Genomic DNA, 16,870 nt, shown 5'->3' with positions numbered 1-16,870 from the left:
CACAAATAATGTTAAATTAGCCGAAATCGAAAAAAAACATATGGATACTACACCTTTTTTTACACAAGACACAATTGTATTTGGAATTTTAATGCTCACACTTGGTTTTGTTTTTTATACTTCAACAAGCAGTAATAGTAGCTGGAAAAAGTTTTACAAATTTGTTCCAGCCTTATTAATGGCATATATGTTACCTGCTATTTTTACATCTACTGGAATTATTTCTCCAGAATGGGAAACCATAAATGAAACTGGTGAAATAACAAAACACGTTTCTCAATTATATTATATAGCCAGTCGATTTTTATTACCTGCTGCGCTGGTTTTAATGACGTTAAGTATCGATTTAAAAGCAGTTTTTAATTTAGGACCAAAAGCTTTAATTATGTTTTTAACAGGAACTGTTGGAATAATAATTGGCGGACCACTTGCTGTATTATTAATATCATTAATTTCACCTGAAACTGTTGGTGGCGTTGGCCCTGATGCAGTTTGGAGAGGATTGGCAACTTTAGCGGGAAGCTGGATTGGTGGAGGTGCTAACCAAGCTGCTATGTTAGAAATCTATCATTTTAATACAAAAAATTATGCAAGTTTTGTGATTGTTGATATTGTTGTGGCAAATATTTGGATGGCAATTTTATTATTAGGAATTGGAAAAACTGAAAAAATAGACAAATGGTTAAAAGCAGATAGTTCTGCTATTGAAACATTAAAAGAAAAAGTATCTAGCTATTCGGCAAAAACAAACAGAAATCCAACCTTATCAGATTTAATGGTGATTTTATCCATAGCATTTGTTACTGTTGGAGCTTCACATTTTGGAGCTGATGTAATTTCTACCTATTTAACAAACAATTTTGAAATAATAAGCGACTAAACCTCGGCAATGTCATCATTTGGTTCTCAGTTTTTTTGGATGATTAGTATTGCAACCATTTTAGGGATTTTGTTATCATTTACTAAACTAAAAAGTTATGAAGGTGCTGGAGCAAGTAAAATTGGAAGTGTTTTTATTTATATTTTAGTAGCATCAATTGGTATGAAAATGGATTTAACCCAAATTTTTGACAACCCTGGTTTGTTATTTGTTGGCTTAATTTGGATGACAACTCATGTAATTTTACTTATTATTGTAGCTAAATTAATTAAAGCTCCATTTTTCTTTTTAGCTATTGGAAGCCAAGCAAATGTTGGTGGTGCAGCTTCTGCTCCAGTTGTAGCAGCTGCGTTTCATCCTTCACTAGCAACGGTTGGAGTTTTATTAGCTGTTTTTGGCTATGTTGTTGGAACTTACGGCGCTATGTTTACGGCAGAATTAATGCGAATTGTTGCTCCTTAATTTGTTCCTAAATTCAAAAAAATATAAGATATTTGTCCCATAAATTTTATAAAATGAAAAAATTATTAAGTTGCGTTATATTAGTTACTCTTTTATTTTCTTGTACTTCAAACAAAAAAGGAAATATGCTTGTAAATGGTACTATTGATGGATTAAAAAAAGGGACTGTTTATTTGCAAAAAATGAAAGATACTGTGTTAGTTTCTGTAGATTCTGTTGAAATAAACGGTGATGGAAAATTTATATTATCTGATGATGTTGAATCTCCTGAAATATATTTTATTTCTTTAGATAAAATGCAATCAGAAATTATTTCATTTTTTGGAGAACCAAAAGAAATTTCAATTACTTCAAAAGTTGAAAAATTTGCTACTTCGGCGAAAATAACAGGTTCTGAAAATCAACTTAAATTGGATGAACATAATGAAATGGCTAAAAAATTTACTGGAAAGCAATTAGACTTATTTAAAGAAAAATTTGATGCTCAAAAAGCAAATGATACCGCTTTGTTATCTAAATTATTAAAAGAAGAAAAAAACTTAATTAAGCGCAAATATTATTATACAACCAATTTTGCTGTTACTCATTCAGATTTTGAAACTGCTCCTTACTTAGCACTAACAGAATTGTACAACGCAAATGTGAAACTTTTAGATACAATAAATAATAGCTTAACAGCTAAAATTAAAAAATCTAAATACGGACTGCAACTTGATAAATTTATTAAGGAAATTAAGCAAAATGAAAATTAAATAAAAAAGCAACTCAACTGAGTTGCTTTTTTATTTTAAATTAGTTGTAACAAAATGCATTAACTGTATACTTATTAATTGAAAACTAACCCAAATTTGAATAAAGAACTAGAACATAAATTTATTTCTGAATTTCAAGAAAATCAGAATATTGTTCATAAAGTATGTAGAATTTATACTTCCGATCAGGAATCACATAATGATTTATTTCAGGAGATAACAATACAACTATGGAAGGCATATCCGAAATTTAGAGGCGATTCTAAATTAAGTACTTGGATGTATAGAATTGGATTAAATACAGCTATTACGTTATACAGAAAATCTAAAAGAAGTGTACCTACACAAGATTTTGATACTGTTTTACATAGGATAGAATCCACAGATTATGACAATACAGAAGAAGAACAATTAAAATTAATGTACAAAGCAATACATCAGCTTTCAGACATTGATAAAGGTTTAATATTCTTATACTTAGAGGATAAAAATTATAGTGAAATATCTGAAACATTAGGTATTTCTGAAGTGAATGCACGCGTGAAAATGAATAGAATTAAAACTCGCTTAAAAACAATATTAAATCCGTAACATATGGATGAATTAGATATCTTAAAAAGAGATTGGAAGAAGCAAGAAGCAACCCTTCCTAAAATATCATATGATGATATTTATAAAATGATACACAAAAAATCATCTTCAATAGTAAAATGGATTTTGATTATTAGTATACTTGAATTATTATTTTGGTCTGGGTTAAATTTATTAATACCAGATAGTTATTTAGAAATTTATGAGAAATTCAATTTAAAAACGTTTTTATTAGTTACTCAAATTATACATTATGTTGTTGTAGTTATATTTATTTACTTTTTTTATAACAATTACAAAGCTATTTGTGTTAGTGAAAACACAAATTTATTAATGAAAAGGATTATTAAAACCAGAAAAACCGTAAACTATTATGTGTATTATAACATTATTGTTTATGTGCTATTATCTATTATATTAAATGTGGTAATGTTTTCTAATCCTGAAACATTAATTGATGCTTTAAATCCTGAAAATTTAAATATTGATGGCGATAAATTTTTAAATATTATGCTAATTGTTCAAATAGTGACATTAATTATTATGCTTGGTTTACTTTGTTTGTATTACAGAATAATTTATGGAATATTACTTAGAAGGTTGAGTAAAAATTATAAAGAATTAGCAACCATGAATAATTAAAAGTTTTAAACACTAAAAGAAAAGGTTAATTATTTGTATAAATAATTGACCTTTTCTTTTAACCTTATCTATTATCTCCATCTAACAAATCTCCAATTCCACCCAATATACTTCCTTCACCTCTTCGCTTTCCTCCAGTTTGAGGAGCTAACGCTAACACTCTGCCTGCCAACCTGCTAAAAGGTAAAGATTGAACATAAACCGTACCTGGTCCTTTTAATGTGGCGAAAAACAAACCTTCCCCACCAAAAACAGTATTTTTTATACCGCCTACAAATTCAATATCATAATCTACATCTTTTGTAAAACCAACAATACAACCTGTATCCACTTTTAAAATTTCACCCGAAAACAAAACTTTTTTGCTCATTGTACCTCCAGCATGCACAAAAGCCAAACCGTCACCTTCTAACTTTTCCATAATAAAACCTTCACCTCCAAACAAACCTCTTCCTAAACGTTTAGAAAATTCTATACCAACAGAAACTCCTTTGGCTGCACACAAAAATGCATCTTTTTGACAAATAAATTTTCCCCCAATTTCACTTAAATCAATTGGAATAATTTTACCTGGATAAGGTGATGCAAAAGAAATTTGTTTTTTCCCCATTCCAATATTTGAAAAAACTGTCATAAATAAACTTTCACCAGTTAATAATCTTTTACCCGCTGAAAAAAGCTTTCCTAAAACTCCTTCATCTTGATTTGAACCATCTCCAAAAATAGTTTCCATTTTTATACCATCACTCATCATCATAAAACTTCCAGATTCAGCAACAACACTTTCCTGCGGATCCAACTCAATTTCAACAAATTGCATTTCTTCTCCGTGAATTTGATAATCTATTTCATGTGCATTCATATTTTATTTAGATTTTAATTTAACACTCCATTCAAATTGATATTCTGATACTTGGTCTCCATTTTCATCAATCCCAACTGATTTCATGGTAATTTTTTGGCCTTCACCACTTTCAATAGTTCTTTTTAAAGCTTCATCTATTAAAATTCCGTCCTTACAAGTAAATTTAATTAAGCCAACAGCTTTTTTGGTAAAAGAACCTTGATGGTTTGTAACCAACATAGAAATATTTTTATTGCTTTCTTTTATTTTTTTAATAACAATTGCGCCAGTAGATAATTCTGCTGCCATAGATTGAACAGCAAAATACATGGAGTTAAAGGGATTTTGATTAATCCATCGATGCTTTACAGAAACCATCGCTTTTTCACTGTTTAGTTCCTTTAATTTTACACCGCAAATAAATGCAGATGGCAATTTAAACATCAAAAATTGATTCATTCTTTTTACTGTAACCTCCATATAAAATATTTTGAGGTCAATTTATAAAAAAAAAGACAGATACTAAGTGTATTAAATAACTAAATTTAGCAGGCAGGCTCTAAATCAAAAATTATAGTTGTACCTACTTTTGGAGTGCTTTCAACTCTAATTTCGCCGTTATTAAGGCGTATAAATTCTTTGCACAAAATTAAACCTAAACCTGTTCCAGTTTCATTATTTGTTCCTTTAGAGTTGTAATTATGTTCTATTTTAAATAATTTACGAATACTTTCTTCATCTATACCTATTCCGGTATCTTTAATTTCAGTTTCAATTAGTTTTTTATTATTTATTAAAATCTCTTTGGTTGACACCGAAATATGACCTCCTTTTGGTGTGAATTTTATAGCATTTGAAATTAAATTTCTTACCACAGCAGAAACCATTCTTTCATCGGCATGTATTTGAACATCTTTTTCAAAATGCGATTCAAAAAATATACTTTTTGCAAGTGCTTGTGGCGTATGCCCATCTATGTTATTTTTTAATAAATCACTTAAATTAAAATTTTGCTTGATAGATTTTAAACTTCCTCGCTGAATTCTAGACCAATCCAGTAAATCATCTAAAATTTCTAATGAAAAAACAGCTGAATTATTAATATACTCAATAAAATTTAGCAGTTTTTTAGGATCAATTTCATTATAATTTTCTTTAATTAATTCTGAGAAACCAATAATATTTGCCAACGGATTTTTTAAATCATGAGAAATTATGGAGATAAATTTATCTTTTGACGCATTTTGAATGACTAATTCTTCTGCTTGTATTTTTAGTTTAATATGTGTTTCTATTCTTCTTAAAAGCTCTTCTGTATTAAATGGTTTAGTAACATAATCTACTCCACCAACTTTAAAAGCTTTGTTTACGCTTTCAGCATCAGAATTTGCCGTTAAAAAAATAATAGGAATATTCTGGTTTTCTGGAATTTCCTTAATTTTTTCACAGGTTTCAAAACCATCCATTTCTGGCATTTGAATATCTAATAAAATTAATTCAGGTTTTGTTTTTTCTAAAACACTTAAGGCTAATTTTCCAGATTTTGCCATCCTGTAGTTGTAACCTGCAGATTTTAGAACACCTCCTAAAACTTTTAAATTATTAGGATTGTCATCAACTATTAAAATAGTATAATTTTTTACGCCCATAATTTTAAGATTTTAACCATTTAACTAAATTTTCAAATTCCATTTCAAGAATACATTCATCAATATATTTAAATGTTTTTTGAGTTTCTTTTTCTAATATTTTCAATAAATCTTGTAATTGCTCAAAATCACCTTCATCAGCAGCCATTATAAATTTTGCTTTTAACATTAAAGGGATATCAGTTGGGCTTACTTCAATATTTTGAGTATTGCAGTTTTTATTTTCTTCTTTAAAAATAAATTTTAGATTTCCTTTATTTTCTAATTCAAAAATTAAATTATCAAAAATTACTGGTTTTTTAATAAAAACAGTAGCTCCTATATCCATAACTTCCCTTTGTTCTGATTCTAATGCACTTGCACTCACAACAAATACTTTAACATCATGCTTTCCGTTAGCAATTTCTAAAATTCGTCTAGTTGCTTCAACCCCATTCATTACGGGCATTACTACATCCATTAAAACAATATCGGGTTTCCAGTTTTCATACAATTCAACTGCCTCTGAACCATTTTCAGCCATTTTAATTTTAAATCCTAGTGGATGTAATTTTTTATATAAAATATCTCTATTCTCAAATCTATCATCAACAATTGCCACTTTTATTCCTTGCATTTCAGGAACTAACGAAAGTACTTTTCTAGATCTTATTTCTTCTAACGTTTTTATTGATTTTCCTTCTTGGAATTCAAATGTAAATATAAAGGATGAGCCTTTGTTAGGTTCACTTTCAATTGTAATATCTCCTTTCATTAAATTTGAAAACTTTTTACTAATTGCCAAACCTAACCCTGTTCCCCCTATTACCTCTCCTCCTTTTTTAGCTTGCTCAAATGGTTTAAATATTGCTAATTGATCATCAACTGCTATCCCACAACCACTGTCTTTTACCTCAACTTTAAGAAGTTGATTGTTTACAGTTTCAACAATAACTTGTACAAATCCATTGTCGGTAAACTTTATAGCGTTTCCTATTAAATTAATGATAACCTGTTTAATTTTAGATTGATCAGCTAACATAATTTTTGGAACACTTAAACCAACTTTAAAGTCTAACATTAAATTTTTACTAGCTGCTTTGTTTTTAAAAAGTTGCTCAACTTCTTTTAAAAGTTCAATAAAATCAAAATCTGCTAAATTAACATCAAGTCTTCCAGCTTCAATTTTAGACATGTCTAAAATATCATTAATTAATGCTAATAAATGCTCTCCACTTTTGTTAATGGTTTTTAAATTTTCTTGTTGATCTTTTGTTAAATTATCATCTTCTTGCAACAATTGTGAATATCCTAAAATAGCATTCATTGGTGTACGAATTTCGTGACTCATATTTGCTAAAAAGGTTGACTTAGATAAATTGGCATTTATGGCTTCTTCTGTAGCTTTTTTTAATTTTTTCTCGTTTTCTAATCGTTCGGTAATATCTTCGGAAGTTCCTATTATGCCAATTACATTTTTTTCTTCATCAAAAAAAGGTAGTTTACTAGTTCTGGTCCATCTCTCTTCTCCATTTTTAATGTAAGACTGTTGATAATTTAATTTAGGGTTTCCGCTTAAAATAATTGCAACATCATCGTTTCTATATTTTTCTGCATCAATTCTATCATTAAAATCAAAATCTGACTTACCAATAATTTCTTCTTCATTTGTAAATGAATTATCTTTTAAGAAAGCTTCATTACATCCTAAAAATTTTGATTCTTTATTTTTCCAAAAAACCTTTATTGGAATATTATCAAGCACTTTTCTTAAAACTTCTTTTGCAAGAGATATCTCATCAGTTATATTTTTTAACTTATTTTCATTATCTAACTTTTCAGTTATATCTTCAGAAGTACCAATAATTCCAATTATTTTATTGTTTGAATCATAAAAAGGAAGTTTACTTGATATGTATGAACGTTCTTCGCCATTTACAACTTGAGTTTCAATGTAATTTAATTTAGGAACACCACTTTGCATAATTTCCAATTCATCATTACGATATTTTTGCGCCCATTTTTTATCGTAAAAGTCAAAATCTGATTTTCCAATTACATCATTTTCATCCTTAAATTGTTTTTCGTTTATTGAAGCGGCATTCACACCTAAAAATTTTGAATCTAAATCTTTCCAAAAAACTTTTGTAGGAATATTATCCAATACTTTTCGTAAAATCTCTTTTGAAATTGTATTTTCTTGAATATCTTTTTTACGTTGAACTATAATACTTAATTGAGATGAAATAAAATTTAAAAGTTCAATATCATCAACACTATAAGCATTCTCATCATCATAACTTTGAACAACAATTGCACCAATTACTTTATTTTTAACCCTTAATGGAACTCCTAACCAAACTTTTGGAAAACCCCCTAAAAGTTCTATTTCTCCTGTTTCAATTAATTTTTCAAATTCTTGCGATTTTATAAGAACAGGCTCATTTTTTTTAATTAAAAAACCAGTCATAGATTTTTCTGCAGGAAAATCACCTTCAAAATCTTCACCGGTCATAAATGGTATATTTAGTGTTTGTTCTTGCTCATTATAAAAGGCAATATAAAAATTAGTAGTATCTAATAACTTTCCTAATTCAATTCTTATAAATTCATTTAAATCTTTTAGATGTTCTGATTTATAACCTTGTTGAGAAATTTTTAACAGTACTTTTTGAATTTTCTTTGCTTTTACAATTTCAGAAACATTTCTTATTATCCCTTCAAAAAACAGTAAATTTCCATTATCATCATAAACTTTTCTTACATAATCTTCTACCCAAATTGAAGTTCCATCTTTTTTTCTAATGCTATGTACTTTTCTACTATCATTTTCATTTTGTTTTATAACAGCTTCCCTCTCATCTGAATTCAAGTAGATTTGAGATTTAATATTTACTTTTAAAAGTTCCTCTTTTGAATTATATCCTAACATTTTAACTAATGACAAATTAATATCAATAAAATGTCCTTCTAATGAACTTCTATAAAAGCCATCAATAGAATTTTCAAACCAATTTTTATATTTGGCATACTCCTTTTCTAACAAGTTTATATTTTTATTTTGGGTTTTTAAAACCTCTAATAATTCAATTTTTGTTAAATCTTTCTCCAAAACTTCTTGATCTAATTTGTGTGCCATATTTATTGGTTTTAAAATACTAAAAAACAAACAACCGACTTTTTTTACCTATTTTAAACCGTTTGTTAGTATTTTCATACCAAATATACAAATAATAACATTATCGTAACAGATAATTAACATAAAATAGTTAGTATTTTATAGTTATAAACAAAAAATATTTGTTAAAAATATGTTAAAATACAGTACTATGTTTTGCATATTACTATCTTTTATACATATATTTGCATAGTAGAATAGTAAACCAATAATATTATGATCACTCAAAACGATAAAAATTATAGTACAATAACACATTTAAGTGGATTTGCTGGTTGGGTTTTCCCATTTGGAAATATAATAGCGCCATTGGTTTTATGGATTGCTAAAAAAAACGAAAGTTCCTATATTAATTCTCACGGAAAAGCGGCAGTAAATTTTCAGCTAAGTATTTTATTGTATTGCTTTTTACTGGCATTGCTAATTATACCAATCACCATTTTTACTTTAGGAATTGGTTTAGTTGCTATTTTATTAGGAATTATTCCTGCCATACTATTAAAAATAGTATTAATTATTTCTGCAAGTATTAAAGCAACCAACGGGGAATATTATAATTATCCTTATACCATAGAATTTGTTAAATAGCATTTGAAAAATAAAATATCAACTTATGAAGATAGAAAACACAAAAGCACAAATGCGAAAAGGAGTTTTAGAATACTGCATACTTTCCATATTACAACATGGTGATGCTTATACTTCTGAAATTTTATCGCAACTGAAAGATGCAAAATTGTTAGTTGTTGAAGGAACTGTATATCCTTTATTAACACGATTAAAAAATGCAGGTTTATTGGAATATAGATGGGAAGAATCTACCTCTGGACCACCAAGAAAATATTACGATTTAACCGAAACCGGAAGATTATTTTTAAACGAATTAAACTCAACTTGGAGTGAACTTGTAGAAGCTGTAAACTTAGTAACCAACAAAAAATCAACTGAAAAATGAACAAAACAATAAATATAAATTTAGGAGGTATCTTCTTTCATATTGATGAATTAGCTTATCAAAAACTAAAACATTATTTAGATGCCATTAGAAGATCTTTAAGTGATGATCCGCAAGGGAGAGATGAAATTTTAAATGATATTGAATTGCGAATTGGTGAATTACTATCTGATAGGATAAAAAATGAACGTCAGGTTATCAATGAAGCAGATATTGATGAAATTACCAAAATAATGGGAAAACCTGAAGATTATTTAGTAGATGAAGAACTTTTTGAAGACCAACAAATTAACAAACAGAGTTCTTCTTCAAAAAAATTATTTAGAGATAGTGAAGATAAATTTTTAGGAGGTGTATGTGCTGGTTTAGCTCATTACTTTGGTATAGATGCTCTTTGGGTAAGAATTTTATGGCTTGTATTAGTGTTTTCATTTGGAACAGGAATTTTAATTTACGCCATACTTTGGATATTAATTCCGGTAGCGGAAACCACAGCCGAAAAATTACAAATGAAAGGTGAACCCGTAAACATTAGCAATATTGAACGTAAAATTAGAGAAGAATTTCAAGATGTTTCATCTCGCGTAAAAGATGGTGTAAACAGTGCTACTGAAAAAGTAAAAAACCCTGAATTTAAAAGAAATGTTGAAAACAGAGCAAAATCTGGAATTCAAGAAATTATTGAAACTTTAGGAAAAATACTTTCAGCAATATTTAACATATTTGGTAAATTTATAGGAGCCTTATTAATATTTATTGCAGCCATTACTTTAATAGCTCTAATATTTGGAGCATTCTCTTGGGGAAGTATTGAAATGTTAGGTTTTGGTGATGATTATGTACATTATCCACCTTTTTTCTTTGATTCTGTTATTCCATCGTGGTTATTAGTTGCATTTACTTTTTTAGCAGTAGGAATTCCATTTTTTGTGCTTTTTATGCTAGGTTTAAAAATACTATCAAACAATGTAAAATCATTTAGCTCAACAACAAAACTATCACTTTTAGGTGTTTGGATAATTGCTTTGCTTGGTTTAGGCTTTGCTGGTATTAATTTTGCAACACAAAAAGCTTATGATGGTGTTCACAATCAAACAGAAGATATTTTATTAACGCCAATTGATACGCTTCGCATAAAAATGGTAGGTGATGAAAATTTATCAAACAGAAAAGAATTAAGAAGAAATTATGGCTATGAAAGCGTGTATGACGGAGATATTCAAAAATTATATTCAACAAGAGTTTTTGTAGATATTAAAACAACGGACAAAGAAAATGCATTTGTAAAAATTAGAAAAGAATCTGAAGGAAACAACAGATTAACAGCAAATAAAGATGCTGAAGCCATTGAGTATCAATTTAATTTAAACGATAAAAATTTACTTTTAAACGGTTATTTCTTATCAAATTTCCATAATAAATTTAAAGATCAATCTGTTGATATTACAATTTATCTTCCTGTGAACTCAATAATTTATTTAGATAATTCAACCAGAAGCTTTTTAAACGATGTTGATAATATTCAAAATATTCACGACCGAGATATGCCTAAAAATTATTACAAAATGACAGAAAATGGATTGGAGTGTTTAGATTGTAATGAAACTATTTTTGGCGATGATTACAAAGAAAAAAATGGAAGTTTTAATTTAAAATTAGATGAAAACGGATTGAAAATAAAAGTAAATGATAACAATAACAATGCTGAAGTAAATATTGACGAAACAGGTATTACAATAGATTAATAACAATTCGTCATCGTTATAGCTCAATTCGTCAAAAAAAATTGGTAATACCAAAGGTTTCAAAATACTTTTGAATAACTAAAATAAATTAAATTATGAAAACACTTATTAAATTATCAACCGTACTGCTTCTTTTAGTAACAACAACATCTTGTTTTATGGACGGTTTAGCTGGAATTAGAGGAAATGGAGAAGTAGTTTCTGAAGACAGATCAATTAGTTCAAACTTTAGTGAAATTAAGGTGCAACAAGGTATTGAAGTATATTTAACTCAAGGTAATTCAACTGAAATTAAAGTTGAAGCTGATGAAAATATTATTGATATTTTAAGAACCGAAGTGAAAAATAATGAGCTAAAAATATATTTTGATAAAAACGTTTATAAAGCTACAAGCAGAAAAGTTTACGTAACAACAAATAATATCTCAAAAATTAGCACTTCTAGCGGCGCTTTAGTTAAAACTGAAAACACTATTGAAACCAGCACACTTCAATTAGATTCTAGTAGCGGAAGTTCTATTAAAGTTTACGTAAATGCCGATGAAGTTTCAACCTCTTCTTCTAGTGGAGCAGGTATAGATATTTATGGAAAATCAATAGAATTTTCAGCTAGTGCAAGTAGTGGAAGCTCTATTGATGCAGGTAAATTAGAAACTATAAATGCTACAGCCAAAGTAAGCAGCGGCGCAATTATAGATGTGAATGTTACCGGTAAATTAACCGCAAAAGCAAGCAGTGGTGGAGATATTGATTATGAAGGAAACCCTGTAGAAGTAAATAAAGATACCTCTTCTGGAGGTAGTGTATCAGGAAGCTAATTCCAATTTATATATTTAAATTGTTAATCCAGTTCACTTTTAGTGAGCTGGATTTTTTTTACAATGCTAAATTATTTGTTAATAATTGATAACTATCAGCGTTTTTAGCTTTAAGTTAGTTAGATTTGTTGCAATATTTAATTTTAAAAAATATATAGTATGCAAAATAAAAAAAATCCCCATACATTTCATGTGCCAGTAATGGGGTTAGCATTTACTATAGATAGTCCAATTAAAATTGCAAAATATGGTATTTCATCAGTAATTTCAATAGTAGATGATATTCTAATTGAAAAAATGAACGAATATTATTCGAAAAAATTTGAATTACCTTATCAAGCAATTTCAACAAAAGTTGAAGATTATAGAGCAAAAAGAATAACTTCATACTTAAATACCGTAGACACTATAGTAAAACAAAAATTTGAAAACCTTAAAAAAAGTTTTGAAGATAAAACTAGTGAGTTTGAAAAATATATGGACATGCTTCCAGATTTTTCAGAATTAAAGCAAAACTTTATTGACACAATTCAACATAACACTATAAAAGAAGATGTTCAAAATTGGATTCAACAAAATTTAGTTTCTGGAAATATTGATGTAAACATTATGACCAAACTAGATAAAGTGAATTACAATAAAAATGAAGCCTTACCTAGTGAATTTAATGATGCTCATGCAGCCTTAAGAGGTTTTGCCAATAGTAATTTAACTTCATCGGTAGTGCTTTCTGCTGGAATGAATCCTAGATTATACGCTTATTTTGAAAACTTTAACGATTTTTTTCCTAATGAAGAAGGTTATTTAAAAAAGAAAATAATTTTAAAAGTTAGTGATTATCGATCAGCAATCATTCAAGGAAAATTTTTAGCTAAAAAAGGACTATGGGTTTCTGAATATAGAATAGAATCTGGATTAAATTGTGGCGGTCATGCATTTGCTTCTGACGGCTATTTAATGGGGCCTATTTTAGAGGAATTCAAAAATAATAAGGAAAACTTAATTGATGAAGTTCATCACATTTTAATTGATGCTTTAAAAAATAAAGATAAAATTGTACCAACCAAACCTTTAAATTTAGGAATTACCGTTCAAGGTGGTGTTGGAACTCATGAAGAACACGAGTTTTTATTAGAAAATTATAAAATTGATTCTATAGGATGGGGTTCTCCATTTTTATTAGTACCGGAAGCAACAACTGTTGATATTAAAACTAGAGAAACTTTAGCAAAAGCAACAGAAGACGATTTATATTTAAGTAATGTTTCTCCATTAGGTGTGCCTTTTAATAGCTTAAGAGGAAGTACCAATGAAATTTTTAAAAACGAGCGTATTCAAGCAAATAACCCTGGTAGTTCTTGTCCAAAAAAGTTTTTAACTTCAAATACAGAATATACAGATATTGCTATTTGCACAGCTTCCAAAAAATTTCAATCACAAAAAATTGAAGAATTAAAATTAGAAGGTTTAAATGCCAACGATTATTCAAATAGATTGGAAAAAATAACAGACAAAACTTGTTTGTGTGAAGGCTTATCTAATGCTGCATTTTTAAATTATGGCATAAATAAAAAAGGGGCTGATGAAGGAATTGCAATTTGCCCAGGACCAAATATGGCTTATTTTTCAAAAGAAGTTACTTTAAAAGATATGGTTAATCATATTTATGGAAAAAGCAATGTAATTGCTTACCAAAATAGACCTCATATGTTTATTAAAGAATTAGCTATGTATGTTGATTATTTTTCAAATAAAGTTGATGAAGTTAAAGATTCCTTTTCTGCAAAACAGGAAAAATATTTAACAACTTTTAAAAGTAATTTAAATGATGGTATCGCTTATTACCATAATCTTTTCTCATCAACTAAAGAAGCTTTTGAAAATAACAAAGAGCATTTAATTGTTGAATTAGAAAAACTACAGCAAGAGTTATTTAAAATTGAAATACCTATTTTGGTAAAAGCATAAAAATAAAAAGGGCTTTCAAATGAAAGCCCTTTTTATATATTAGGTACCGCAATGAAAATCTTCAAGGGTTTTATTTTCTAAAATTTTTAGGGTGTTATCTCTAACTTCTGCCATTAACCTATTTAAACTACAGCTTTCTTCACTATTGCAATCATCACATTTTTGATAATAATTTAAACTTACACAAGGTAACATTGCTATTGGACCTTCCAAGATTCTAATTAAAGTTGAAATTTTAATTTCACTTGGTTTTTTTAGTAAATAATAACCGCCGCCTTTTCCTTTTTTAGAGGATAAAATTCCATTCTTTTTAAGAAGCAACAAAATACTTTCTAAAAATTTTTTTGAAATATTTTCTGATTCGGATATTTCAGAAATTAAAATGGGTTCAAGAGGTTTTTGCCTAGCTAAATAACTAAGTGCTTTTAAACCATATTTTGTTTTTTTTGAAAGCATTTTTTAAAATTACTAATTAAATTTATATTACCCCATTTTTGGCAAAAAAACTTCAGCCATCATACAACGTGCACTTCCTCCTCCACAAGCCTCAATAGTATCTAATGAACTATGTACAATTTTACAATGCTTTTCTAAACTGTTAATTTGTTGTTTGGTTAAACAGTTATATGCAGAAGATGACATTACTAAATATTTTTCGTTATTTGCCCCCATTACTTGCAACATATTTCCAGCAAAATTAGTTACTTGTTCTTCTGTTATATAAATAATTTCCTTTTTATCTTCTTTTAAATGCTTTAGAACATTTTTCTTATCATCTTTAGCGTCAATGCTATCCATACAAATTACTGCAAAAGTTTCTGTCAAACACATCATCACATTTGTATGATAAATAGGTAGTCTTTTACCATTAACGGTTTGATTGGCAACAAATGAAACTGGTGTGAATTCAAAATCTTCACAAAATTCAATAAATAAGTCTTCATCAGCTCTTGGAGATAAGGCACAATAGGCTTTAGAATTTGCTCTATCTAATAATAAACTTCCTGTTCCTTCTAAATAAACTTGTTCTTCTTCTGCAGACGTGTAATCAATCACATTCGTAATTTCAAAACCTTTATCTTCTAAAATATCTAAAATATCTTCTCTTCGTTCAAGTCTTCTATTTTCAGCAAACATAGGATACATTGCAACATCTCCACTTTCGTGAAATGAAATCCAGTTATTTGGAAAAATAGAATCTGGTGTATCTGTAGTTTTCGTATCATTTATAACAATAACATGTACGCCAATATTTTTTAATTTCTCTACAAAAGCATCAAATTCCTGAACGGCCTCAAACTGAACTGTTTCAGGTGTTAAAGAATCCATTACTTTTTGGTAATAGTTATTTACAGCAGTTTGTTCATTCATTCTGAATGAAACTGGACGAATCATTATTATGGTATTGGTAATTTGTTTCATATTTTAATCTCTAATTAAAGGCATTGTTGAACATCTCAAAAGTCCTTCTTGTTTACTAATTTCTGCGTATGGAATTTCTTCTACAACAAAACCTTGTGCTCTTAGCCAATTATTTAAACGTGTAAAGTTTTTTTCTGACACAACTACTTCTGGTGATATTGAAAATACATTTGAAAACATATTATACATTTCATCTTTAGTAATATGAAATAAATTCTCCATTCCAAATAAATTTACTAAATAGTGGTAGTCATTTATATCTCTAAAACCTTCTTTATGAATAATTGCCTTATTGGTACCAACTGGCTGAAAACAACAATCTAAATGCAACGCATTTTCTCTTGCAACGGTATTAGACTTTACCAAATCAAATTCTTTTACAATTTTATTGGGAAATAAGTTTTTAATAAAATTAACACCTTTCATATTTGTACGAGCTGTTATAAATTTTTCATAATCATCGCCTTTATAAGTTCCTATAAAAATGTGATTATTCCAAAGCATAACATCACCTCCTTCAAAATGAATATCATCGGTAGCTTTTATAATATTTCTCTCGTCTATTTGTTCCAATACATATTGAATTGCTTCAATTTCCTTTTCTCTATCTGGTAATATATTTGATTTAAATAATTTATCTTCTATAACAAATGCAATATCTCTTGAAAAAATTTGATTATAATTCTCAATTATATTTGGGCGATAAACTTTAACATCATATTTTTCAAACACTTTATTAAATGCCTCCATTTCTGCCACCATATCCTTTTCTAATGGATATGTTCCTGCTTTTATATGTTCTAATGATTTAGGATCATATGCTTCTTCTATAGATGGAGTGCTTCCGTTGTTAAATGCAGTTCCTAATACAACCGCTCTTAATTGAGAAGTTTCATCTTGAACGTTTAAATTTATCATATTAATAATATTTTGCAGTAAAAATAACAAAACCCCATAAATTAATACGAGGTTTTATCAATATTTT

At 28.1% G+C, this 16,870-nt stretch carries 15 protein-coding genes and 1 pseudogene; 9 read left to right on the top strand and 7 right to left on the bottom strand.

Features of this window, described 5'->3' with window-relative positions:
- The first annotated feature begins 40 nt into the window (after positions 1–40).
- The 4 genes and pseudogenes from JEY78_RS04730 to JEY78_RS04715 all read left to right on the top strand — a co-directional run bounded on the left by JEY78_RS04730 (position 41) and on the right by JEY78_RS04715 (position 3,327).
- Positions 41–1,342: pseudogene (locus JEY78_RS04730) on the top strand (DUF819 domain-containing protein).
- A gap of 53 nt (positions 1,343–1,395) precedes the next feature.
- Entirely contained in the window at positions 1,396–2,094 is a 699-nt protein-coding gene (locus JEY78_RS04725) for a DUF4369 domain-containing protein (protein ID WP_291847300.1), read from the top strand.
- A gap of 96 nt (positions 2,095–2,190) precedes the next feature.
- Positions 2,191–2,685: a sigma-70 family RNA polymerase sigma factor gene (locus tag JEY78_RS04720; RefSeq protein ID WP_291847297.1), complete on the top strand. Its 495-nt coding sequence runs from the start codon at positions 2,191–2,193 to the stop codon at positions 2,683–2,685.
- A 3-nt stretch (positions 2,686–2,688) separates the two neighbouring features.
- Complete coding sequence (locus tag JEY78_RS04715) at positions 2,689–3,327, top strand: hypothetical protein (protein WP_291847294.1); 639 nt, start codon at positions 2,689–2,691, stop codon at positions 3,325–3,327.
- Between the two features lie 64 nt (positions 3,328–3,391).
- Here JEY78_RS04715 and JEY78_RS04710 read toward each other — a convergent pair whose 3' ends face one another.
- The 4 genes from JEY78_RS04710 to JEY78_RS04695 all read right to left on the bottom strand — a co-directional run bounded on the left by JEY78_RS04710 (position 3,392) and on the right by JEY78_RS04695 (position 8,938).
- Positions 3,392–4,189, bottom strand: coding sequence for a TIGR00266 family protein (locus tag JEY78_RS04710; RefSeq protein ID WP_291847291.1), 798 nt, complete (start codon positions 4,187–4,189; stop codon positions 3,392–3,394).
- A 3-nt stretch (positions 4,190–4,192) separates the two neighbouring features.
- Entirely contained in the window at positions 4,193–4,651 is a 459-nt protein-coding gene (locus JEY78_RS04705) for a DUF4442 domain-containing protein (protein ID WP_291847286.1), read from the bottom strand.
- 65 nt (positions 4,652–4,716) lie between these two features.
- Entirely contained in the window at positions 4,717–5,820 is a 1,104-nt protein-coding gene (locus JEY78_RS04700) for a hybrid sensor histidine kinase/response regulator (RefSeq protein WP_291847283.1), read from the bottom strand.
- Between the two features lie 4 nt (positions 5,821–5,824).
- Positions 5,825–8,938, bottom strand: a complete 3,114-nt coding sequence (locus JEY78_RS04695) for a PAS domain S-box protein (RefSeq protein ID WP_291847281.1) — start codon at positions 8,936–8,938, stop codon at positions 5,825–5,827.
- 255 nt (positions 8,939–9,193) lie between these two features.
- Here JEY78_RS04695 and JEY78_RS04690 point away from each other — a divergent pair, with 255 nt between their 5' ends.
- The 5 genes from JEY78_RS04690 to JEY78_RS04670 all read left to right on the top strand — a co-directional run bounded on the left by JEY78_RS04690 (position 9,194) and on the right by JEY78_RS04670 (position 14,463).
- On the top strand, positions 9,194–9,565 hold the full coding sequence (locus tag JEY78_RS04690; protein ID WP_291847278.1) for a DUF4870 domain-containing protein: 372 nt from the start codon (positions 9,194–9,196) through the stop codon (positions 9,563–9,565).
- A 25-nt stretch (positions 9,566–9,590) separates the two neighbouring features.
- Positions 9,591–9,932: a PadR family transcriptional regulator gene (locus tag JEY78_RS04685; RefSeq protein WP_291847275.1), complete on the top strand. Its 342-nt coding sequence runs from the start codon at positions 9,591–9,593 to the stop codon at positions 9,930–9,932.
- Positions 9,929–11,677 (top strand): PspC domain-containing protein, encoded by a 1,749-nt coding sequence (locus JEY78_RS04680; protein ID WP_291847272.1) that lies wholly within the window; start codon positions 9,929–9,931, stop codon positions 11,675–11,677. Before JEY78_RS04685 ends, JEY78_RS04680 begins: the two co-directional genes overlap by 4 nt.
- A gap of 95 nt (positions 11,678–11,772) precedes the next feature.
- Positions 11,773–12,495, top strand: coding sequence for a head GIN domain-containing protein (locus JEY78_RS04675; RefSeq protein ID WP_291847269.1), 723 nt, complete (start codon positions 11,773–11,775; stop codon positions 12,493–12,495).
- A gap of 159 nt (positions 12,496–12,654) precedes the next feature.
- The gene (locus JEY78_RS04670; RefSeq protein WP_291847266.1) at positions 12,655–14,463 is read left to right on the top strand and encodes a hypothetical protein; all 1,809 of its coding nucleotides are present in this window, start codon (positions 12,655–12,657) and stop codon (positions 14,461–14,463) included.
- Between the two features lie 39 nt (positions 14,464–14,502).
- On the opposite strand, the gene JEY78_RS04665 is transcribed toward JEY78_RS04670, so the two are convergent.
- From JEY78_RS04665 to JEY78_RS04655, 3 genes are read right to left on the bottom strand one after another with little or no spacing between them, the layout of a single operon-like run.
- Entirely contained in the window at positions 14,503–14,919 is a 417-nt protein-coding gene (locus tag JEY78_RS04665; protein WP_291847264.1) for an Rrf2 family transcriptional regulator, read from the bottom strand.
- Positions 14,920–14,946: 27 nt separating this feature from the next.
- Positions 14,947–15,885 (bottom strand): citrulline utilization hydrolase CtlX, encoded by a 939-nt coding sequence (ctlX, locus tag JEY78_RS04660; RefSeq protein WP_291847261.1) that lies wholly within the window; start codon positions 15,883–15,885, stop codon positions 14,947–14,949.
- 3 nt (positions 15,886–15,888) lie between these two features.
- Positions 15,889–16,803, bottom strand: a complete 915-nt coding sequence (locus JEY78_RS04655; protein ID WP_291847259.1) for a dimethylarginine dimethylaminohydrolase family protein — start codon at positions 16,801–16,803, stop codon at positions 15,889–15,891.
- Between the last annotated feature and the right edge of the window lie 67 nt (positions 16,804–16,870).

Source organism: Lutibacter sp. (assembly GCF_016342705.1).
Classification (GTDB): domain Bacteria; phylum Bacteroidota; class Bacteroidia; order Flavobacteriales; family Flavobacteriaceae; genus Lutibacter.
Note: the sequence above shows the minus strand (reverse complement) of the source record. Positions and strands in the feature narration are given on the sequence as shown.